Annotated in this window: 24 protein-coding genes; 5 read left to right on the top strand and 19 right to left on the bottom strand. The window is 39.4% G+C overall.

Translation table 11 applies throughout. The features are described 5' to 3' along the window. Positions 1 to 39: 39 nt before the first annotated feature. Entirely contained in the window at positions 40 to 456 is a 417-nt protein-coding gene (locus tag FPV17_RS08860) for a hypothetical protein (RefSeq protein ID WP_060705096.1), read from the bottom strand. Positions 457 to 534: 78 nt separating this feature from the next. Between FPV17_RS08860 and FPV17_RS08855 the strand changes: the two genes are divergently transcribed. Beyond that, positions 535 to 1,110 carry a 5' nucleotidase, NT5C type gene (locus tag FPV17_RS08855; protein WP_144558775.1) on the top strand — a complete coding sequence of 192 codons (576 nt, stop codon included), beginning with the start codon at positions 535 to 537 and terminating at the stop codon, positions 1,108 to 1,110. A gap of 25 nt (positions 1,111 to 1,135) precedes the next feature. Here the strand turns inward: FPV17_RS08855 and FPV17_RS08850 are convergent, their stop codons facing one another. The 6 genes from FPV17_RS08850 to FPV17_RS08825 form a co-directional block, all read right to left on the bottom strand. After that, positions 1,136 to 1,339: a DUF1540 domain-containing protein gene (locus tag FPV17_RS08850; protein ID WP_035398972.1), complete on the bottom strand. Its 204-nt coding sequence runs from the start codon at positions 1,337 to 1,339 to the stop codon at positions 1,136 to 1,138. 105 nt (positions 1,340 to 1,444) lie between these two features. After that, positions 1,445 to 1,861, bottom strand: coding sequence for a Fur family transcriptional regulator (locus FPV17_RS08845; RefSeq protein ID WP_035398973.1), 417 nt, complete (start codon positions 1,859 to 1,861; stop codon positions 1,445 to 1,447). Between the two features lie 46 nt (positions 1,862 to 1,907). Then, positions 1,908 to 2,792 carry a metal ABC transporter permease gene (locus tag FPV17_RS08840; protein WP_144558774.1) on the bottom strand — a complete coding sequence of 295 codons (885 nt, stop codon included), beginning with the start codon at positions 2,790 to 2,792 and terminating at the stop codon, positions 1,908 to 1,910. Continuing rightward, on the bottom strand, positions 2,785 to 3,555 hold the full coding sequence (locus FPV17_RS08835) for a metal ABC transporter ATP-binding protein (protein WP_412766077.1): 771 nt from the start codon (positions 3,553 to 3,555) through the stop codon (positions 2,785 to 2,787). The genes FPV17_RS08840 and FPV17_RS08835 overlap by 8 nt, the downstream gene beginning before the upstream one ends. Positions 3,556 to 3,684: 129 nt before the next feature. Next, positions 3,685 to 4,392 (bottom strand): lytic transglycosylase domain-containing protein, encoded by a 708-nt coding sequence (locus tag FPV17_RS08830; protein WP_144558773.1) that lies wholly within the window; start codon positions 4,390 to 4,392, stop codon positions 3,685 to 3,687. 139 nt (positions 4,393 to 4,531) lie between these two features. Further along, positions 4,532 to 5,584 carry a two-component system sensor histidine kinase NtrB gene (locus tag FPV17_RS08825; RefSeq protein WP_246117159.1) on the bottom strand — a complete coding sequence of 351 codons (1,053 nt, stop codon included), beginning with the start codon at positions 5,582 to 5,584 and terminating at the stop codon, positions 4,532 to 4,534. A 223-nt stretch (positions 5,585 to 5,807) separates the two neighbouring features. Here FPV17_RS08825 and FPV17_RS08820 point away from each other — a divergent pair, with 223 nt between their 5' ends. Beyond that, a complete protein-coding gene (locus FPV17_RS08820; protein ID WP_060705101.1) occupies positions 5,808 to 6,071 on the top strand; it encodes a DUF2624 family protein in 264 nt (87 codons plus the stop codon). An 81-nt stretch (positions 6,072 to 6,152) separates the two neighbouring features. On the opposite strand, the gene FPV17_RS08815 is transcribed toward FPV17_RS08820, so the two are convergent. Together FPV17_RS08815 and FPV17_RS08810 are read right to left on the bottom strand one after the other, a co-directional pair. Further along, positions 6,153 to 7,031: a deoxyribonuclease IV gene (locus FPV17_RS08815; protein ID WP_035399045.1), complete on the bottom strand. Its 879-nt coding sequence runs from the start codon at positions 7,029 to 7,031 to the stop codon at positions 6,153 to 6,155. Positions 7,032 to 7,046: 15 nt separating this feature from the next. Further along, a complete protein-coding gene (locus FPV17_RS08810) occupies positions 7,047 to 8,405 on the bottom strand; it encodes a DEAD/DEAH box helicase (RefSeq protein ID WP_144558771.1) in 1,359 nt (452 codons plus the stop codon). 139 nt (positions 8,406 to 8,544) lie between these two features. Between FPV17_RS08810 and vrrA the strand changes: the two genes are divergently transcribed. The 3 genes from vrrA to FPV17_RS08795 all read left to right on the top strand — a co-directional run bounded on the left by vrrA (position 8,545) and on the right by FPV17_RS08795 (position 10,748). After that, positions 8,545 to 9,096: a VrrA/YqfQ family protein gene (gene vrrA / locus FPV17_RS08805; RefSeq protein WP_144558770.1), complete on the top strand. Its 552-nt coding sequence runs from the start codon at positions 8,545 to 8,547 to the stop codon at positions 9,094 to 9,096. Positions 9,097 to 9,200: 104 nt separating this feature from the next. Beyond that, on the top strand, positions 9,201 to 9,692 hold the full coding sequence (locus FPV17_RS08800; protein WP_038478968.1) for a CarD family transcriptional regulator: 492 nt from the start codon (positions 9,201 to 9,203) through the stop codon (positions 9,690 to 9,692). 111 nt (positions 9,693 to 9,803) lie between these two features. Then, on the top strand, positions 9,804 to 10,748 hold the full coding sequence (locus FPV17_RS08795; protein WP_035399034.1) for a 4-hydroxy-3-methylbut-2-enyl diphosphate reductase: 945 nt from the start codon (positions 9,804 to 9,806) through the stop codon (positions 10,746 to 10,748). Positions 10,749 to 10,790: 42 nt separating this feature from the next. On the opposite strand, the gene FPV17_RS08790 is transcribed toward FPV17_RS08795, so the two are convergent. The 10 genes from FPV17_RS08790 to glyQ all read right to left on the bottom strand — a co-directional run bounded on the left by FPV17_RS08790 (position 10,791) and on the right by glyQ (position 21,416). Further along, positions 10,791 to 11,912 carry a Nif3-like dinuclear metal center hexameric protein gene (locus FPV17_RS08790; RefSeq protein ID WP_144558769.1) on the bottom strand — a complete coding sequence of 374 codons (1,122 nt, stop codon included), beginning with the start codon at positions 11,910 to 11,912 and terminating at the stop codon, positions 10,791 to 10,793. Next, entirely contained in the window at positions 11,909 to 12,610 is a 702-nt protein-coding gene (locus tag FPV17_RS08785; protein ID WP_144558768.1) for a tRNA (adenine(22)-N(1))-methyltransferase, read from the bottom strand. The genes FPV17_RS08790 and FPV17_RS08785 overlap by 4 nt, the downstream gene beginning before the upstream one ends. Before the next feature lie 50 nt (positions 12,611 to 12,660). Further along, positions 12,661 to 13,032, bottom strand: coding sequence for a c-type cytochrome (locus tag FPV17_RS08780; RefSeq protein ID WP_035399030.1), 372 nt, complete (start codon positions 13,030 to 13,032; stop codon positions 12,661 to 12,663). Between the two features lie 250 nt (positions 13,033 to 13,282). Continuing rightward, a complete protein-coding gene (gene rpoD, locus FPV17_RS08775) occupies positions 13,283 to 14,404 on the bottom strand; it encodes an RNA polymerase sigma factor RpoD (protein ID WP_038478955.1) in 1,122 nt (373 codons plus the stop codon). A gap of 31 nt (positions 14,405 to 14,435) precedes the next feature. Next, complete coding sequence (gene dnaG, locus FPV17_RS08770) at positions 14,436 to 16,247, bottom strand: DNA primase (RefSeq protein WP_144558767.1); 1,812 nt, start codon at positions 16,245 to 16,247, stop codon at positions 14,436 to 14,438. A gap of 19 nt (positions 16,248 to 16,266) precedes the next feature. Further along, the gene (locus tag FPV17_RS08765) at positions 16,267 to 16,713 is read right to left on the bottom strand and encodes a YaiI/YqxD family protein (RefSeq protein WP_035396312.1); all 447 of its coding nucleotides are present in this window, start codon (positions 16,711 to 16,713) and stop codon (positions 16,267 to 16,269) included. A 240-nt stretch (positions 16,714 to 16,953) separates the two neighbouring features. After that, entirely contained in the window at positions 16,954 to 17,766 is an 813-nt protein-coding gene (locus FPV17_RS08760) for a pyruvate, water dikinase regulatory protein (RefSeq protein WP_035396315.1), read from the bottom strand. Positions 17,767 to 17,781: 15 nt separating this feature from the next. Further along, positions 17,782 to 18,417, bottom strand: a complete 636-nt coding sequence (gene ccpN, locus FPV17_RS08755; protein ID WP_081762284.1) for a transcriptional regulator CcpN — start codon at positions 18,415 to 18,417, stop codon at positions 17,782 to 17,784. A 30-nt stretch (positions 18,418 to 18,447) separates the two neighbouring features. Continuing rightward, positions 18,448 to 20,535 (bottom strand): glycine--tRNA ligase subunit beta, encoded by a 2,088-nt coding sequence (glyS, locus tag FPV17_RS08750; RefSeq protein ID WP_144558766.1) that lies wholly within the window; start codon positions 20,533 to 20,535, stop codon positions 18,448 to 18,450. Beyond that, on the bottom strand, positions 20,535 to 21,416 hold the full coding sequence (gene glyQ / locus FPV17_RS08745) for a glycine--tRNA ligase subunit alpha (protein WP_038478935.1): 882 nt from the start codon (positions 21,414 to 21,416) through the stop codon (positions 20,535 to 20,537). The genes glyS and glyQ overlap by 1 nt, the downstream gene beginning before the upstream one ends. Positions 21,417 to 21,420: the final 4 nt, after the last annotated feature.

Here is a 21,420-nt window from a genome sequence, read left to right as displayed (position 1 = left end):
TTTAAAAAACCGACTCTCATCAAGAGTCGGTTTTATCTTTTATAAGAGCGGTGTAAAGATCAGGGTCGAAAGAACGGATATAGCGCCTATGGCAATCGCCCAAATCCCTAATGTCTTGCGCCCTTTTACAATCGCAATAATGCCTGATATAATCCCTATTGGGCCTAAAAGAAGTGGAACTAAGAATAAAGACGTGATGGCAAAAACAATGCCCATTGTTCCAATACCTTTTCCAGAACTATTCTCAAAGTCATCTTGGCTATCCTCTATTGAGTCAGCTGCAAATTCAGATGCATACTCTTCATCAAAGTTCTGATTGTCTTTTGCATCATAGAGGTATTCAGATCCTTTTTCCCCATCATGGCCTTCAACATGTGTATTTAAGAAGGTTAATGAAGGATCATCTTTATCCACTAATGTTAACGGTTGTTTGTTTTCTTTCTTTTGATCACTCATATGACATCCCCTTCCATACGAGTAGTATTTCTCGTTTTAGAAGCAATCATTCTTATAATTTATATTGAGGTGTATACCATGCAAAGACGTTTAGGGTTTGATATTGACGGAACCATTACAGATCCCGCTACTTTTATTCCATATATTAACCAAGACTTCCATAAAAATTTTACATTAGATGATATTTCTGATTATGATCTTTCAAAGTTATTAAAGATTGATGAAAACGAGTTTTGGGACTGGATGCTCGCAAATGAGCCAACTATTTATCGTAATGCACCGTTAATCAAGCAAGTTGACCAAATTTTAAAGCGTTGGCATGTTGATCATGAATTAGTCTTTATTACAGCACGAAAAAAACAATACGAGGCGATTACTGTTGATTGGTTAAAACAACACGATATCCCCTATCAACACGTAGAATTAATTGGTCACCACAATAAGCTTGCTGCAGTCAAAGAACAAGGCATTGAGCTGTTTTTTGAAGATAAACATGATAATGCTGTCATGATTGCTGAAGAATGTGGCATTCCCGTAATTTTATTCGACACACCCTATAATCGATTACCGATCCCCGATGGCGTGATCCGTGTTTCAAACTGGCAAGAAGCCGAAAGTTGGGTTGAGGAATGGTTAAAAGCAAAGAGGCTTTAGGTAGGACCTGAAGCCTCTTTGCTCTTTATTTTGGCTCAAACGTGTGACAACACGTCTCTTCGCTTTTTCGCACTTTTCCAAGCTGATCCAGAACAAATTCTTTACTCGCTTCCATTGTAAACGTTGATTCTAGTTTGTCGGTTTGAACTAGGATCTTCTCTGCCCCACAACGATTTTCATCTTTCCAATGGCGACAGTTTGATACATTACACATTACAATTGGTGTCATGGTATCCCCTCCTTATCAGTAGGGTTCTCTCTTTCACAGCAATTCATAACGTTTAAATGATGGGAATAAAAAAACAGAGATGACGAAGTCACCTCTGTTTTTGTTTTATTGTCGACACGCTTGGCACATTCCATAAATTTCAAATTTATGTCCAGTTACTTGAAAATCAGGAAATCGTTTAAACAATTCTTCATCCATAGGGCAATTATGAAAATGCTCTGTTTTTCCACAATCTAAACAAATTAAATGGTGATGGTGCTCAGACGTTCGACAACTAAAACGGAACCGCTTTTCGCCATCTAGCTCTGTTGTTTCTAACAATTCAAGATCTGCAAACAACGATAGGTTTCTATAGATGGTATCAAAACTTAAAGACGGATACTGATCCTGCATGTTTTCGAGTACGTCTTTAGCTGTCATATACCTAGAATCCTCCGCAAACAAGCGAAGCATATCCTCTCGTTTACCTGTATATTTGTATCCTTGTTCTTTTAAGCGATTAAGTGCATGGGAAACATCCATTCAATCAACCCTCTTCTTTGACTTCTGCTTACCAGTGTACCGAATTTTAGCTCGATTGGCTAGTAGAACGTGATCTTTTTTTAAGTGGAAATCGCCCTAACGTTTTACGATTTCGACCAAATAAAATCGACAGCAGCAAAATAAGAACTGCAAGCAGCACAATAACGCCACCTGGAGCTAAGTTTAATTGAAACGCGAGCATTAGTCCACCGATGACAGCAATTTCACCAAATATCACCGCGTACAAAAACAATTGCTTAAATCCTTTAGCGAAGCGCATAGCACTTGCGACTGGCAGTGTCATTAACGCCGAGACAAGCAAGATGCCTACTACTCTCATAGACGCGGCAATAACAAGTGCAACCATTACCATGAAAATTAAATGAACGAGACGGCGATTAATGCCAGATACCTTTGCTTGCTCCTCATCAAAAGATAAGAAAAACAATTCTTTATAAAAAATGACTAATATAAATAACACAACGACTGTAATAACAGTGATTGTAATAAAATCACTTCGGTTCACAGCAATGACTGAGCCAAATAAATAATTTAATAAGTCGGTATTAAAACCATTTGCCATTGAAATAAAAACGACACCTAACCCGATTCCCGCTGACATAATTATCGGTATCGCAATTTCCTTGTAGTGAATATACACTTGACGGAGCTTTTCCATAAATAAAGAGCCGCTTACGGAGAAAGCCATACCCATATAAAGCGGGTTAACCCCCTGCATAAAAGGAATGTAGCTGCCGAGTAATAAACTAAATGCAATTCCAGATAGCGTAATATGTGAAAGAGCGTCTGCAATTAAAGACATTCGCCTAACAACTAAAAAGACTCCTAGTAAAGGAGCAAGTAAACCGATCATTACGCCAGTGAATAGAGCATATTGTAAAAAGTCATAAGTTAAAAACGCATTAAGCATGGTGCACTCCTTCATGACTGTGAGTTAGCAAATGAACATCATGTCCATAAAAATCCAATTTATTTTTTTTCGCTGCAAACTCCTCTGTCTTTCCATGAAAGTGAATGGTCCGGTTTAAACAAGCCACTTTGTTTACGTGATCGGTCATTGCTCCAATATCATGTGAAATTAATAAAAGCGTTTTGCCTAAATCCCGATTTAATGTGTGAAGTAATTCGTAAAAAGAAGCAACACTCTTTGCATCAATTCCCACTGTTGGCTCGTCTAAAATTAACAAATCAGGATCACTGACGAGTGCCCGTGCAATAAAGACTCGTTGCTGTTGACCACCGGACAATTCACCAATGTTTTCATCTAAATAATCCATCATATCCACTTGCTCAATAGCGCGGTACACCATCTCTTTATGCTTCTTCTTCATAAAGCGAAACAAACCAATTTTACCGAACAGACCCATTGATACAACTTCATACACAGTTGCTGGAAAGCCACTACTAAAACTGTTTGCTTTTTGAGAAACGTACCCAATCCGATCCCATTGTTGAAACGAATCAATCGGTTCATCAAATACTTTTACTGTTCCATCGTTTGGTTGTAATAGACCGAGCATCATTTTTATTAATGTTGATTTCCCAGAGCCGTTTGGACCAACTAACCCTAAAAAATCACCTTGTCTGATTGTTAGTGATACATCGCTTAATACAGGACGACGTCCATATGCGAACGTAATATGATCTAACGTTACGTAATTTTCGCGAATCATTTCCATCCCCCTTATTTCAGAATGATTCCGATTTATCTCCAGTCTATTATACTCTTTTTTTTTATTTTGTCCAGCCATGATTTGCTTATTAGTAAATAAAAGAAAAACGGCTGCGAAAAGCGCCGTTTTTTATAAGGAATCATGATTTTTTGCTTGCTTTTGAATCGTCACTGCATAGTCACTTTTTGCATGGCCATTTTCCGCAAGGTACGACTGCAAACCGCCCATTCCTCTGTGATAAGCTGTGAGTGCCTTATCCCAATCGTCGTATTGATCGTGTAAAAACTGTAAATATTGGACAGATAAGTGAATCGCGTAGTAAGGATTAAATAAATAATCCTTTTTATACTCAAGCTCCGCCATATCCGCAATCCACGGAGCGGTGTTCGTCATAAATTGCGCCATTCCATAAGCATGTCCATACTTCGTTTCTGGTCCAATAGCATGTTCATCAAAAGTCGCACCACTTTCTACCTTAAGTAGCTCATATACTAGAAACGGATCTACATCTTTTTGATCTGCAACTAATCCTAAGTACAGACCCCATGATTGTTCAAAGTGACCATCACTATCTTGATACAAGGCTTCACTAACTTGCTTTGCTTTTTTCCATGTATCGCCATTGCCTTCCACATTAAAAGATGCGTCTAGCCCGTCGTTTTTAAAGAAAGCCGTTGCTTCCTCGATTTTCTGATATTCGGCTAAATAGGCGTCTCGTTCAAGCTTCTCTGCATGTGCGTGCATTTGACCGCCAGTTAACCTGTTTGCATATAAAAATAGGCCAATAAGTAAACCTAGTACACTTAATAAAATAAGCTTTTTTTGATTACGTTTCATACGAACGTCCTCCTCCTTCAGCTCCAAAGTAGGATAGACGATCTTCTTACATCCGTCAACAACTAACATCTTCCATTACTCAAACTGAAAATAAAAAGCCTTCTAAAAGGCTAAAAAGAAATGAATCCGTTTCGTCACACTACACGAGCAGCGGAAATGTAAGAATGACTTTCGTACCAACGTCTCGTTCGCTTAAGATCTGAAATTGCCCACCGTGATCCTCAACAATTTTCTTGCATAGCGGAATACCCACTCCTGTACCTTTTTCTTTTGTAGTGAAGAATGGTTTTCCTAACTGTTCAAGTACATCTTTAGGCATTCCTTTTCCATTGTCGATGAGTTCAATATGTACATATTCACCTATTTCTTTACTTGAAACCTTTAAATACTTGTAAGACGCTCCTTCATCAAATGCTTCAATCGCATTGCGAAGTAAATTTAGCATGACTTGCTTAAACATTGATTCATTTATATGACATATTGAAAAAGATTTATCAAAATCCACTTGTAATTCAACGCTATGCAATAAACATTCCGCTTTCATTAATTCAACTAGAGATTCGATTAAACTAGAGGGAGATTGCCATTTGCGATTTGTTTTCTTTCGAGATACAGATAAAAAATCTTCAATAATAATATTCATTCGATTTAGCTCTGAAATGATCGTATTATAATATTTTTGGAAATCACAGGTTAAATGCGATAGCTGCAAAAACCCTTTTATAACGGAAAGAGGATTTCTTAATTCGTGAGCAACGCCAGCGGCAATGTGAGAAACAGCTTGCATTTGATGTTGAAACGTCAGTAGTTCCTCGTATTTTGTTTGTAGTGATAAATCTTCAAGCATAATAAAATAATAGACTTGATCATCTTCAACTTCTGGAATGAATGTAACATTTAGTACATTTCCACCATTTTCATAGATACTCTTCGTGATCTGTACATACTTTGAACTAAGTGCCATTTGGTCTAGAAAAAATTCTGCAATGTTATGTGTAATGGCGAGTTCACTAATTGTGGAGTGTTGAAGTTCATCTGTTTTTATATCTGTTAAATAGCTAAACATTTCATTCCAAGAAAGTACATTTAAAGCTTGATCCACTTTTAGATACGGTAAGTTTAACTCTTGAATAAGTGTAAACATTGTTTGGTTATGATACTCATGCTTTCCGTTTATCTCTTTGTGCAACATATCAGTACTCCTATTAGGGGCATTTTTTAATAAAAAATTTTGAATCATAATACTCACGCCCCCCCTTGTCATTAATCAGAATAACAACTCATCATACTTTTTTCCGAATCTCCGTATAATTTACTCTTATTCGTGAAAAGGCGCACTATTTCCTTTTTTTGTTCTGTTTTTTCTTTTAAATCATATAGTAACAGTGACTTTCTATTTAAGGAGCGGTGCCAACATGAATTTCATCATGCAACAGCTCATCAATCAAAAGATTAATTCAATTAGTAAAGAGGAATTTCTTCAGCTAGCTGAGAAGCAAGGTTACCCATTAACAAGCCAACAAGCAGATAGTGTTTTACGCATACTTAGGCAACAAACTATAAACGTTGGCAATAAGAAACAAGTGGAAGCCATTATTAATCAATTGACGAACGAAACCGATTCCTATGTTTCGTCCACTGTGTCACAATTGTTTCAAAAATATAATCATATGTTATAAAAAGTTGATCTTGCCATTATTTTACCATTAGATACTAAAAAGAGCACCCTAGTTTTTAAAAACTAGTGGTGCTCTTTTTAATTATTTTTCAATAGGCTCCGTACGTTCTCTTCGGAGTAACGCAATTTCATGTTTATATGGAGGTTTACGATCCTTTTTATCCGCCCCAATAAATGGCGTTTCCAAGATTTTTGGCACGTGTTTAAATTGATCGTGATGAACGATATAATCTAAAGCTTTTAGACCAATAAATCCATGGCCAATGTTTTCGTGACGGTCTTTTTGAGCATGTCTCTCGTTTTTTGAATCATTAACATGAACAACTTTTATTCGATCAGCGCCTATAATATTGTCAAATGATTCGAGCACTCCATCAAAATCATTTACAATATCGTAGCCAGCGTCATGGGTATGACACGTATCAAAACATACAGAGAGACGTTCATTATGCGTAACACCATCAATAATTTTGGCAAGTTCTTCAAATGAACGACCACATTCAGATCCTTTACCAGCCATCGTTTCTAGCGCAATTTGCACATCTCTCTTTTCGGTTAGTACTTCATTTAATCCTTCAATAATTTTCGCAATACCTGCTTCAGGACCTGCCCCTACATGGGCTCCTGGATGAAGAACAATTTGCTTTGCACCTAGAGCTTCTGTTCGCTCTATTTCAGATCGAAGAAAATCAACACCTAACTGAAAGGTCTCTGGCTTTTGGGTATTGGCAATATTAATGATGTAAGGGGCATGAACAACAATGTCACGAATCCCATGTTCCTGCATATGTTGTGTCCCTGCATCAATATTTAAGTCTTCAATTGCTTTGCGCCTTGTGTTTTGAGGCGCACCCGTATAAATCATGAACGTATTTGCACCATAAGCTGCTGCTTCTTCACTTGATTGAAGCAACATCTTTTTTCCACTCATTGATACATGTGATCCAATTAACAAAGACATTGTTCAAACTCTCCTTTACTTACTTTTACGGGAACGTAATTTGTTATCTCGTTTATTGCGTTTCTCTTGTGCAACGCGTGCTTTTCTTTTATAAGCAGGCTTGACCTTCTTTGGTTTTGCTTTAGCTTTTCCACCTGTTCGCTCTTGTGGCTTTGCCGCTGTTGTATCTGCTTTTTTCTTTTCACCAGACTGGGGTTTCTTTTGTGAAAAGCCTCCGCTACCAATAGGCCCTTTTACTTGTTGCCATTCTCCGTCTTTAAACTCAACAAATGTAAATGTAATGCCTTTGCTCGATAGCTTACCACACGCATATTCATCGGTTTTCTCAAACAGCGATAATGCTATACCATCTGCACCAGCTCTAGCTGTACGCCCAACACGATGAACGTAAAAGTCTAAATCAGCCGGAAATTCGTAGTTAATGACATGCGTGACACCTTTGATATCCATTCCACGAGCAGCTAAATCGGACGCTACGAGGAATTGAACACTTGCATCATCAACCTTTTTCATTACCTTACGTCGTTCTCTTGATGCAAGACCTCCATGCAAACGTTCAACATTTAAAGATTCTTTCGCTAATTCATCCGCTACAATATCTGCTTGCTCTTTTGTATTCACAAAAATAATCGCTAAATATGGATTAATGTGCTTGACAACATCTTTAAGAACAGTCATTTTATCTTTATGTCGCACTGGAACAAGCTGATGCTTTACTGCTTTTGCGGCTAATACCTCAGGCTGTACATGAACGTGACGTGGTTGAGACATATATTTTCGTAAAAATGGCTGTAGTTTCTCAGGAATTGTTGCTGAAAAAACGAGCATTTGTAGCTCTTCTGCCATTTTACCAGCTACTTTATCTACATCCTCAATAAACCCCATATCAAGCATTTGATCTGCTTCATCTACAACAAGAGTGGTGGCAGTATGTGCTAGTAGCGCATTTTGCTGTATTAAATCATTAATTCTCCCTGGTGTTCCGACAACAAGATGTGGTTGTTTTGACTGCAAACGATCCATCTGCTTTTGACGATCTGTACCACCTACATACAACTGCGCTTGGATCTCCCCTTCAAAAGGCTTTATTAGCTTCATTACTTCATTATAAAGCTGGTTCGCTAGTTCTCTTGTTGGTGCTGTCACAATAGCTTGTACATGCGCTTCCGTTACCGTTATTTGTTCAATAAGTGGTAACAAAAAAGCAAACGTTTTTCCTGTACCTGTTTGTGATTGGCCAATAACATCTTTTTTGTTTAAGATTGCCGGAATTAACCGTTCTTGTATTTCCGTTGGTTTTGATATGTTGGCATCAACAAGTGCTTGTTGTAATTTATTCGTTATTCCGAGACGTGAAAAATTTTCTGCATTCATATTCATTTCCTCTTTTCCAGTTCCTTCGTGCAATAGTTCATTTTATCATAATTTCACATTAACTCCAAGGTTTAAATGTGCACGGATTACCTATCTTTGCATAGGCTATTATTATTAGATTTTATTAGGAGCGAATGTTATGCAGCCTTATTACGGACCACCCGCTAGTTCTATTCCGATGCAACCTTTATCGAGCGGCTCAAGTCGGTTATTAGGAACCGCTTCCGGTTTTATGCAGCCTACTGCTTCCATGGCTTCAGCTCCCATGCAGCATATGGCAGGAGCAACACGAGGAGGCGGTATCTTAGCTCGTTTACTAGGCGGAGGACGCTTAACTAGTTTAGGAACATCCGCCGCCTCTGGAGGTTTTAATTTCGCGACAATTCTTGAAAATACACAACGAGTAATGGGCATTACTCAACAAGTTGCACCAATGGTTCAGCAATACGGTCCTTTTATTAAAAATGTACCGACTCTATGGAGAATGATGCGTACTATGCGACAAACCCCTACTAATGAAACTTCTGCTGCACCACTTGAAGTGGCGTCTGCACCAGTTCAACATGTTCCGGAGCCTGTCGCTACACATGAATCTCAACCTAGTGCATCACCTGCCGCTATCACGCCGAGACCAGCGCGCCGACAAAGACCGGAAACACAGGGAGCATCCCTTCCAAAACTTTATATATAAATCGGTTTTTAGTTGTTGACAAGCCTCCTATAACGATAGTATAATTTGATATTTGCCTTCAAATGTGTTACAATGTACTGTATAAATCGATTGGAGGAATGTCCATGTTTAAAGTCGGAGACAACGTTGTTTACCCTTATCATGGGGCCGGAAAGATCCAAGATATTGAAGAAAAGAATGTTCTAGGAGAAACACAATCATACTATATTCTGCATTTCCCACTTGTTGACGTTACCCTCATGCTTCAAGAATCTCGCATAGATCAATCCGGGCTTAGAAAGGTCATCTCCTCCTCTGAAGTCAATCAAGTAGCGGATGCATTAAAAACGGGGCCTGAGACACCTTTATCTTCCAGTCAATTTTCTAGAGATACTGAGAATTTGCTTAAGACAGGAAGTATTATTGATGCCGCTCACCTCGTTTCTTCTTTATCAAAGAAGCAAACTGAACGATCCAACGGTCTTCATATTCAAGATCGACACCATCTTCAAAAAGCGAGGCAAATGGTTGCAAGCGAGTTGGCTGTTGTTCAAGAGTACTCCGAAGAGCAGGCATATGAATTTATTGACACAAATTTATTAGAAGAAGCAAATTAATAACGCGTCTTGATTGTCACCTGCGCAGAACTCCTTTACAATAGAAGATGAATTCAAAACACGGCTTTCACTAAACGAAGGCCTGTTTTTAATAGGAGGCCATTAATTTTTATGGACGTATTAAAAATTTCACCAAGAGGCTATTGTTATGGCGTTGTTGACGCGATGGTTATGGCACGTCAAGCTGCACAAAATTTGGACTTGCCAAGACCTCTTTATATACTAGGGCAGATTGTTCACAATCAACATGTTACAGATGCGTTTGAAGAGGATGGCATCATTTCTCTTGACGGCCCAAATCGTCTTGAGATTCTTAAGGAAGTAACACACGGGACCGTTATTTTCACTGCACACGGCGTTTCTCCAGAAGTTCGTCGTTTAGCAAAAGAAAAAGGGTTAACTTGTATCGACGCTACTTGTCCTGATGTTACACGCACTCATGATTTAATTCGTGATAAAGCAGCGGAAGGACACCAATTTATTTATATAGGGAAGCAAGGGCACCCTGAGCCGGAAGGAGCAATTGGTGTTGCTCCTGGCGCTGTACACTTAGTTGAAACGATGGAGGATCTTGAGTCATTAACGTTGGATGACCGTGATATTATTATTACAAACCAAACAACGATGAGTCAGTGGGACGTATCTGATATCATGAAGCGTGCGATGGTGCTTTATCCAAAGGCCGAAGTTCATAACGAGATTTGTTTAGCCACTCAAGTTCGTCAAGAGGCAGTCGCAGAACAAGCTTCTCAGTGCGATGTTGTGATTGTTGTTGGTGATCCAAAAAGTAACAATTCAAATCGTTTAGCTCAAGTATCACAACAAATTGCTGGTACACCAGCCTATCGGATCGGTGATCTATCTCAGCTAGAATTAGATTGGATTAAAGATGCAACAAAAGTTGGTGTCACTTCGGGTGCTTCGACTCCGACACCAATTACTAAGGAAGTCATTACGTTTATTGAAAACTATGATCCAAATGAAGAATCGACGTGGGATACAACGAAGAAGGTTCCGATTGAAAAAATCTTACCAAAAGTTCGTGTTAAAAAGTAATAACACAACCCCTCTTGCAAGTTGCAAGAGGGGTTCGTTTGTTTACATAAATTGAAAGGGGTCCGTGCTATCGGATGAAGGAAAAACGGTAATCGAATAACCCATATCTTTCATTCGCTTGTTCAATTCCTTTGCAACGCCTGCTTTCATAATTGATTCAATATGATGCCCAGCGTCAATAATGGTTAGCCCGTCCATTTTTGCATCTTGCGCTACATGATAGTAAAGATCTCCAGTTACTAAAACATCCGCGCCTTTACGCAGCGCTTGATTCACATACTTGTTACCGTCACCACCAAGAACAGCAACTTTTTTTATCTTCCTATCTAAGTTACCAACTACACGAACACCTTCCAAACCAAGTGCTAGTTTTACTACCTTCACATAATCACGCAATGACTGCGGCTGTTCTAGTTTGCCAATTCGCCCAAGTCCACGGACAAGCGAAGGACTCTCTAATGGAATAAGATCGTAAGCCGGTTCTTCATACGGGTGCGCAGCGAAGAACGCATTAAGGACCGACTGTAAGTGGGTTTTTGGCACAATGGTTTCAATCCGTTCCTCTTCCACCACTTCCTGTTTATTCAACTCACCTATATGGGGATTTGCCTCACCAGTCGGCCGAAACGTTCCTTCACCTACGACGGAAAAAGCACAGTGACTATACTCTCCAATAAAACCTGCCCCTGCTTCACCTAATGCTTGTCGGATAACCTCTGCGTGTTCACGAGGAACAAACCCAACAAACTTTAACAAGTTCTCTTTATACGTTGGCACGAGCACATCAGGGGATTGAATCATTAGTTTTTCCGCTAATAAATCGTTGACTCCACCCTCTGTAACATCCAAGTTGGTGTGTGCGGCATATATGGTGATTTCATGCTTAATCGCCTTTGCCACAATTCTTCCCATTGCTGTATCTAAATTAATTTGCTTAAGAGGTCTAAACAATAATGGATGATGCGCAATAATAAGATCAACGTTTTTATCAATGGCTTCATCCATTGTCTCTTCTAGAACATCTAAAGCAATCATAACGGTATGGATAGGTTTGTTTAGCGTTCCGACCATAAGACCATTACGATCTCCTTCAACCGCATATTTTCGTGGGGAAAATTGTTCAAACTCTTTAATGACGTTTTGGGCTGTAACACCTTTTGTCATAATAAGGCCTCCTCAACCATTGCAATTTTTCGGTTTAAGTCAGCTTGTTTCTGTTCAAGCTCTATCGATTTATTACCCAATTGTAGTTGTTCTAACACACGTTTCCAGCTTGTTTTTTCGTGTTCCCACTTTTTCTTAAAAACAGACGTCTGATGCTGCTTTAATAGCGGACCAAGCCACAGCTCTGTCTCTGTATAAGAAACGGTAGCTACAGAGGGTTCAGCTACAATAATTTCATAGATCTTTTCATCTTCTTCGAGAATGTCTTCTGCTACAATTCGATATTGGTGATCCATTAACCACTTCCGTACCGCGTGAGAAGCCACATTAGGCTGAAGTACCAACCGCTTCACTTTGATTAGCTTGTCTTTTCCCTCATCTAAAATTGATGCAATCAGAGGTCCACCCATTCCTGCGACCGTAATAACATCAACTTCCTCACCTTGATGCAACACATTTAAACCACTGCCTTTTCGCACATCAATCTGATGCTCTAATTGAGACAATCTCACTTGCTTCCATGCCGATTGATACGGACCCTCATTAATTTCCCCTGCAATTGCCTTTAAAGAGTAGTCATTTAAACAGAGATAGCAAGGCAAATAAGCATGGTCGGAACCAATATCCGCTAGTACATTAAAACCAGCTGCATAAGACGCTACACGTTCTAGTCTATGTGAAAGTTGACTTGTGTTCATTTGTTGTTTCTCCTTCCAAAAGAAAAAAGCAGGGTTATCCCCCCGCTCTCCTACTCCGACATCGACAATAAATATTCGGCTACCGCATCAATTTCTTCAGGCTGTAACTGACCACCGAAAGCCGGCATATTTCCTTGACCGTTTGTTACAATGTCAACGATTTCATCGTGAGACAACTGTCCCTCTAAATTGTTAATCGCTGGCGCACTAGCAGTACCACCTAAATCATTTGCATGACACGTTATACATGAACTTTCAACAATACCTTGTCCATATTCAACGGGATCTCCAATGTCAACAGGCTCTTCTTCTTCTTCATCCATGCTAGCACGTTGATCAACACCAATTGCAGACATTGCAACGATAAGTACAATTCCCAATAATGCTATAAAAGCAAACGGAATTAACGGACGTCCCTTCATATAGGTGCTCTCCTTTCTCGTTAGAACTAACCATTAGATATGTATAAAAAAGCACGAATCTACTATAGTTTACTTCAAATTGCCCATTATGAAAAGGCTTCAATTTACTTTTCCCTAAAATAGCACAAAAAATTCAAATTGATTTATAAGAAAATTCACAACAACAATTTGCATTCCGTTTTAAGAAGAAGTAAAATAGAAACAAGGAAGGCACACGAAATCAGTCTATGCTGAATCCGTGTGCACTTCATTAATCGAGAAAGTCTTTTAATCGTTTGCTTCTGCTTGGGTGACGTAATTTGCGCAATGCTTTTGCTTCAATTTGTCTGATACGCTCGCGAGTAACACCGAACACTTTACCCACTTCTTCAAGCGTACGCGTTCGGCCATCGTCAAGTCCAAAACGAAGTCTGAGAACATTTTCTTCTCGATCAGTTAATGTGTCTAACACATCTTCTAGCTGTTCTTTTAACAACTCATAGGCAGCAGCATCTGAAGGTGCAAGAGCTTCTTGGTCTTCAATAAAGTCACCTAAATGAGAATCGTCTTCTTCACCAATTGGTGTTTCTAAAGAAACTGGCTCTTGTGCAATCTTTAAGATTTCGCGCACTTTATCTGGCGTTAGCTCCATCTCTTTTCCAACTTCTTCAGGTGTTGGTTCACGCCCAAAGTCTTGTAAAAGTTGACGTTGAACACGAATGAGTTTATTGATGGTTTCTACCATATGAACAGGGATACGAATTGTTCTCGCTTGGTCAGCAATGGCACGGGTAATTGCCTGACGAATCCACCAAGTTGCATACGTACTAAATTTAAATCCTTTGTCGTAATCAAACTTCTCAACGGCTTTAATTAAACCCATGTTTCCTTCTTGAATTAAATCGAGAAACAACATCCCTCTACCAACATAACGCTTAGCAATGGATACAACAAGACGTAAGTTTGCTTCTGCTAAACGTTTTTTTGCTTCTTCATCACCTTGCTCAATACGTTTAGCTAAGTCGATCTCTTCTTCAGCCGATAAAAGCGGTACACGACCAATCTCTTTAAGATACATACGAACTGGATCGTTTATTTTTATTCCTGGAGGGACACTTAAATCGTTTAAGTCAAATTCTTCTTCATTCTTTTCGACTTGCTGCATAGATGGGACTTCATCATCAGCTTCATTCACGAGTTCAACCCCTTGCTCACCAAGGTACTCATAAAACTCATCCATTTGATCCGCGTCCTGTTCAAACGAAGCCATTTTCTCTGTAATTTCGGCATACGTTAAGGTCCCACGCTTTTTACCTAATTCTACTAATTGTTCTTTTACTTGATCGATGGATAGATCACCTTCAGTCACTGGACGTAACGGTTTATCAGCCACTCGATCCCCTCCTTCCAAAATTAACGACGAGTTACTTACCTAGCAGTTCTCTTTTTTTGCGTATGAGCTCCATTTGTTTCTGCGCAGCGAGAATTGGATCTTGCTCTAGACGAGCCGCTTGCTGCTTTTCTTTAATTTGTAATAGTTTAGGGTATTGTTCAATTTTCTTAATATAATCGTCTAACTCAGCATCTGTACACTCTAATTTGACATCTTGCATAAGCAAATAAGCGGCTAGTTTTGCAAGCTTTTGGTCTTCTAGACTCTCTATAAACTCCTTTATTCCCTTTTCTGGATGTTGCGAAACAAAGGAGATTAAGTAAGCATACAGAGCTTGGTGTTCATCTATATTAAAGCCATCTTGCAAACGCTCTGTTACTCTCCAAATCATTTCTTCGTCTTGTAGCATATACCCGAGAAGCATTCGTTCTGCTTTAATGTGGGCAGCAACTGGACGAGACGTTTGAAATGCGTGATGAGATTTAACCGTGTCTTTATGCCGTTCAGTCTGCTGTTGCTGACGCGGCGGCGTAGCCTTTCTTTCTTTGCGCATCATCTCTTGATGAAGAACTTGGAATGAAAGATTAAATTCATTTGATAGCTGCTTTAGATAATGTTCTTGCTCAATCGATTCTAATCGCGCAATAGCTTCAAGCATGTCTTCAATATACTTAAGACGTTCTCCTTCATTTTGAAGGTTTTTTGTTTGTTTAGCGTCATACATCTTAAAAGCCATTACGGATAAAAGCTCTTCTTCTAAATAGGCTTTCAAGGCTTCTTCGCCAAACTCCTTTACATAGTCGTCTGGGTCGTAACCGTCCGGCAATAAGCAGACTTGAATCTGGCAACCTACATTTTCGAGCACAGGAATGGTTTTTCGAATGGCTTCACGGCCCGCTTTATCACCATCATAGCAAAGGATAACGTCTTCAGCGTTACGCCGAAGTAGCTTTGCATGATCTTGACTTAAAGCTGTACCCAATGTCGCCACGGCATTTTCAATTCCTGCTTTCCAGGCAGCCATTACGTCCAATGCCCCTTCAAACAAATAGGCTTTATTTTTTTTACGAATAATCGGCCGTGCTTCAAACATATGAAACAGCGTCTTTGCTTTTTGATAAATAGGTGTCTCTGGACTATTTAAATACTTTGGCTGGCCTTCACCAACAATTCTTCCTCCAAAACCGACAATGTCACCATTATTATCGGATATAGGAAAAATTAAACGATTGCGGAATAAATCATAGTAGCCACTTGTTTTTCGCTTTGCTACTAGACCAGCTTCTTCCATAATCGTTAAATCAAACTCATTTTGCTCAAGCACCTTCGCTAACGTCTCCCACTCGTCAAGCGCATACCCTATTTTAAAATGCTCAATTTGAGCTTCTGTAAAATAACGCTCTTGAGCGTAAACACGCCCTGGAGAACCTTCTTCCGTGAACATAAAAATACTGTGATACGTCGAAGCGGCTAACTGGTGAGCTTTCTTCATTGCATCAACTTTTGAAGTATCTTCATAAACTTGATTCTCGTTAGATTCAACTACTTGCGGTAAAGAGATTTTCGCCTTTCCGGCTAAGTGAGCCACGGTCTTCGCAAAAGACCATCCCTCCAAATCCTGCAAGAAGGTAAAAACGTTCCCACCAGCACCACAGCCAAAGCAATGATAAACTTGCTTTTCTTCAGAGACAGAAAAAGAAGGAGTTTTCTCATCGTGGAAAGGACATAGTCCACCATATTGTCGACCGTTTTTCTTTAATTGCACATAGTCCCCGATAACATCGACAATATCGCTCGCGTTCCTTATTTCGGCTAATTTCTCTTCAGGAATTTTCACAGACATACAGCTCTCACCTATTCCTTCAATTACCAGTGCTAAGAACTTGTTCAAGTGAATGCACAAATTGCTCTCGGTCTGTGGCAGTAAATTTCCGCGGACCTTTTGTTTTTTTTCCCGCTCTTCTAGCCTTTTGTGCTGCATAACGAGACTGTAACATGCTCGACATCTCTTCTTCCATGTATACATGGCCACGAGGCGATAGCACAGTCACGCCTTTAATAAGTAACAAAGAAGCAAGTGCGTGATCTTGAGAGATACATACGTCGCCACGAGAAACAGCTTGCAGTAAATACAGATCTGCTGCTTCTTTATCCACATCAACTTGTACGGTTTTTACATGCTCAGGCAAGACCATATTATGTGCATATGAAAACACAAAGACCAATTCTTTTTTGTATTGATCACAAAGTTTAATGATTTCTTCTTTTACAGGACAAGAATCTGCATCAACGTACACCGTTGAACTCATACAGTATCATTCAACATTTAAGGTTTGATCTCCTTCTTATTTGACGAAAAAAACAAGAAACTGTCGAAACCCATTGCTCTTTCATCTTCTTTACTATCATTACCAAAAAAACGAGAAAAAGTCTTGACTTTTTAAATTTATTTGATCTATCCCCTATTTATACATACATTCTGCAAAATTAGAGTCCCAATTGGCAATTATACTTCAAAACATAGCGTTTGAACAGTAAACAGTTTCCAATCAATGTTTTTGGAACATATTAGAAATTAAATTCGCTGTTTCCTCCACTGCTTTATTCGAAACATCAATTACAGGGCAATTCACTCGTTCCATGACTTCTTGAGCATACGCCAGCTCTTGTTTAATGCGATTAATATTGGCGTAATTTGCTTCTGACTTTAATCCTAAAGCTTTTAAGCGCTCCGTACGAATGCTATTAAGCTTCTCTGGACTAATACGCAAACCGATGCATTTTTTATTTGAGATCTTAAATAGCTCTTCAGGCGGTTCAACTTCTGGAACTAAGGGAACGTTCGCTACCTTCAAACGCTTATGCGCTAAATATTGGGATAGTGGTGTTTTTGATGTTCTTGACACACCAATAAGCACAACATCCGCTAAAATAATTCCTCTTGGATCTCGGCCGTCATCATATTTAACTGCAAACTCAATGGCCTCGACTTTCCTAAAATAATCTTCATCTAAACGATAAATTAAGCCTGGTTCATAGCGAGGTTGCTCATTCGTAAGTTGATTTATTTTCCCTAGTACCGGCCCAATAATGTCAACTGTCTCCACGTTGGCTTCTTTTGCAACTTCAAGCAAGTAATTTTTTATCTCTGGGACAACGAGTGTGAAGGCAATTAACGCCTTCACTTTTTTAGCAATTTGAACTACTTCTTGGATTGTTCCTTTGTCCTCTACATAAGGAATACGGCGAATTTCAACATTTGATCCGTTGAATTGGCTTACCGCTGCTTTCACTACCAGCTCAGCCGTTTCTCCAACTGAATCCGATACAATGTATACAATTAAGCGTTCCGTTTGCGTCATTAAGAACAGCCCTCCTTATGTTCCTTCATTCTTAGCAAGATCCACTAATAAAGAAGTCATGTTCGTCTTTGTTATACGCCCAACTACTTCATATCCTGAACCTACATCCACTTTTTTCACGATCGGTAACCCGTCAATCTGTCTTGAAATCAGCTTATGAGCAACTTCTATAATAGAGTCTTCTTTTTCGCACATCGTAATATTAGGCATTCGCGTCATAATAATACTAACAGGCGTTGTTTCAATTGCTTGTCCACCCATACTTGCTCGTAGTAAATCTTTTCGAGATACAACTCCTACTAGCGTTGACTGTTTATCAACAATAAACAACGTGCCACAGTCTTCCAAAAACATTGTACAGATGGCTTCATATACAGAGGTGGATTGTTCAACGATTACAGGCCTTGATTGATAATGATGAACCTTGATCTTTTGAATTTCATCCGATAGAGCAGGTGAATCTGTCTTTCCAGTATAAAAATAACCAACCCGCGGTCTGGCATCGAGAAAACCAGACATTGTTAGAATGGCTAAATCAGGGCGGAGTGTTGCCCTTGTTAAAGACAAACGCTCCGCTATATGTTCACCAGTAATTGGTCCATTTTCTTTGACAATATCAATAATGTGTTGCTGTCTAATTGAAAGTTCGATTTGAACTCACCTCTCTAACCTGAACACTAGTTACGAAGAAAAGACAATTTGTTGAAAATCAGCAAAGGATTGAATGGAATGCGCTAACCTTTTTAACAAAGCTAAGCGATTGGCTCGTACGTCTGGATCTTCAACCATAACCATCGTTTGCTCGAAAAATGAGTGAATCGCATCTTGACACGCTTCTAAGATGTTGTACGCAGCGATTGCATCATGCTGCTTCCAAGCTTCAACTAAACTCATCTCCACTTCCACCGTCGCTGCTAAAAGCTTTGTCTCCGATTCATTTTCAAACAACGATTCATCAATTGTAGTATCAGTTTCTGCCTTTTGTGCTAAATTCGTGACCCGACTTAACGCTTCAACTGCTTTTTTAAACGCAGGCTCATTAAGCTGTTCATTTATGGCTTCTGCTTTAGCAAACATGGAATAAACATCTACGATCGGTGCCGATAATACAGCTTCTACAACATCGTATCGATAGCCTGAATCGATCATGAGATGCTTAAACCGACTTAAAAAGAATTGAATGGCTTCTTCTTTAGTAGATTCGACACCAGCCGTCATAAATCCTTTTTTATTTAATGTATCCACCCAATGCTCAATGATCATTTCAAGAGAAAGGGCTGATTTGGTTTCTAATAAAATTTGGACTACCCCGTTTGCTTGCCTTCTTAACGCATAAGGATCTTGAGAACCTGTTGGAATTAATCCAATTGCAAAACAAGATAATACGGTATCGAGCTTTTCTGCTAAGGATAGCATAGAGCCAACTGCTGTTTGTGGGAGAATATCATTTGAAAACCGCGGTAGATATTGTTCATAAATCGCTCTCGCCACTTGAGCATGTTCATTCGACTTTAATGCATAATCCTGCCCCATTTGTCCCTGTAACTCAGGAAATTCACCCACCATATTTGTTACAAGATCAAATTTCGCAATGGATGCAGCGCGTTCTACTAATGTCACTTCTTCAGCTGACAACGCCTCTTTTCTTGCTAACCATACCGCAAGCTCTTTTGTACGAGTAACCTTTTCGGCAATTGTCCCAATCGATTCATGGAACACTACGGTTTCGAGTTTTTTATTCCAATCTTCTATAGAAAGCTTCTGGTCTTCTTCATAAAAGAATGCAGCATCAGCAAAGCGTCCCCGAAGTACCTTTTCGTTTCCTTTCGATACATTTTCAATATGCTCTTCATTCCCGTTTCTGACCGTCACAAAGTATGGAAGTAACGCGCCTTCAGTTGATTCAACCGGGAAGTAACGCTGGTGTTCTCTCATAGTCGTAATTAATACTTCTTTAGGCAATTGAAGGTATTTTTCTTCAAACCCACCACTTAAGGCAGTTGGATATTCAATTAAATTGTTTACTTCTTCAAGAAGGTCTTCATTTACAGGAATAACCCAATCTTTCGTTGCTTCCATGTCCTTTAGTTGAGAACGAATGGCTTGCTTCCTTTTCTTAGCATCAACAATTACGTAGTTTTCAAGTAAACGCGTTTCGTAACTTTCAGGAGTGGCTATCTCAATTTCTTCATCTCCTAAGAAACGGTGACCTCTTGTAGTCTGACTAGTTTTTACTTCCGCAATTGAAAATGGAATGACTTCCTGACCGTACATGGCAATTAACCAACGTATTGGTCGTGCATAGCGTAAGTCAAACGTATGCCATTTCATGCGTTTCGGGAAATTCAGACTCATAATGACCTTCTCTAAGCTTGGTAAAATGTCGACTGTTTGCACACCTTCAGAAAAGGATGTAGCAAAAACATATTCCACACCTTTATGTGCTTCAATTGTAAGAGCTTCCGGTTCAACTTTCTGTGATCGCGCAAATCCTAAAGCTGCTTTCGTCCAGTCGCCATTGTCATCTAATGCAATTTTCTTTGCTGGTCCTTTTGCTTTACTAGATGAATCTTCTTGTTTTGAAGCAAGGTCATGAATGATAATCGCTAATCTTCGTGGCGTTGAAAAAGCCTGTGTGCGGCTATACTCAAGCTTTTGCTCTTTTAACCACTGCTGCACATTCTGCTCTAGTTGTTTCACTGCATCTGTTACAAATCTGGCTGGAAGTTCTTCTAATCCTATTTCAAGGAGAAATGGTTTTCTATCCATTAGTTTGCCTCCTTCTTTTTCAACATCGGGAATCCAAGTTTTTCGCGTTCCTCGTAATAATGCTTTGCAGCCTTCCGAGCGAGGGTACGGACACGACCTATGTATCCCGTGCGTTCCGTTACTGAGATCGCACCACGAGCATCAAGTAGATTAAATACGTGTGAACACTTTAAAATATAATCATAAGCCGGGAAAACAAGGTTACGGTCTAGTACACGAGTTGCTTCTTTCTCGTACGTATTGAATAGCTGGAAGAGCATTTCACTATCTGATACTTCAAATGTATATGTAGAATGCTCAAACTCAGGTTGGAGAAAAATGTCACCATACGTGAAACCCTCTACCCATTCCAAATCAAATACATTCTCTTTTTCCTGAATATACGTTGCTAATCGCTCAATCCCGTAAGTAATTTCAGCGGAAACAGGGGATGCTTCCATGCCACCTACTTGTTGGAAATACGTAAACTGTGTTATTTCCATTCCATCTAGCCATACTTCCCACCCAAGACCCGCACAGCCTAATGTTGGGTTTTCCCAGTTGTCTTCAACAAATCGAATATCATGTTCAAGCGGATTAATACCAAGCGCTTTAAGGCTTTCCAAATACAGTTCTTGAATATTGTTTGGCGAAGGTTTCATAATCACTTGGAATTGGTGATGCTGATATAAGCGGTTCGGGTTTTCTCCATAGCGTCCATCTGCCGGTCGCCTTGATGGCTCTACATAAGCTACATTCCACGGTTCTGGACCGATTGTTCGTAATAATGTATGCGGACTCATCGTACCCGCACCTTTTTCAGTGTCATAGGCGTTCATAATTATACAGCCTTGCTTTGCCCAATAGGACTGCAATGTTAATATCATCGTTTGAATGTTCATGTTT

It is taken from the genome of Shouchella miscanthi (genome assembly GCF_007725405.1).
In the GTDB taxonomy this organism is placed as follows: Bacteria; Bacillota; Bacilli; order Bacillales; family Bacillaceae_D; genus Shouchella; species Shouchella hunanensis.
This window is presented reverse-complemented; position numbering and strand designations above follow the sequence as displayed.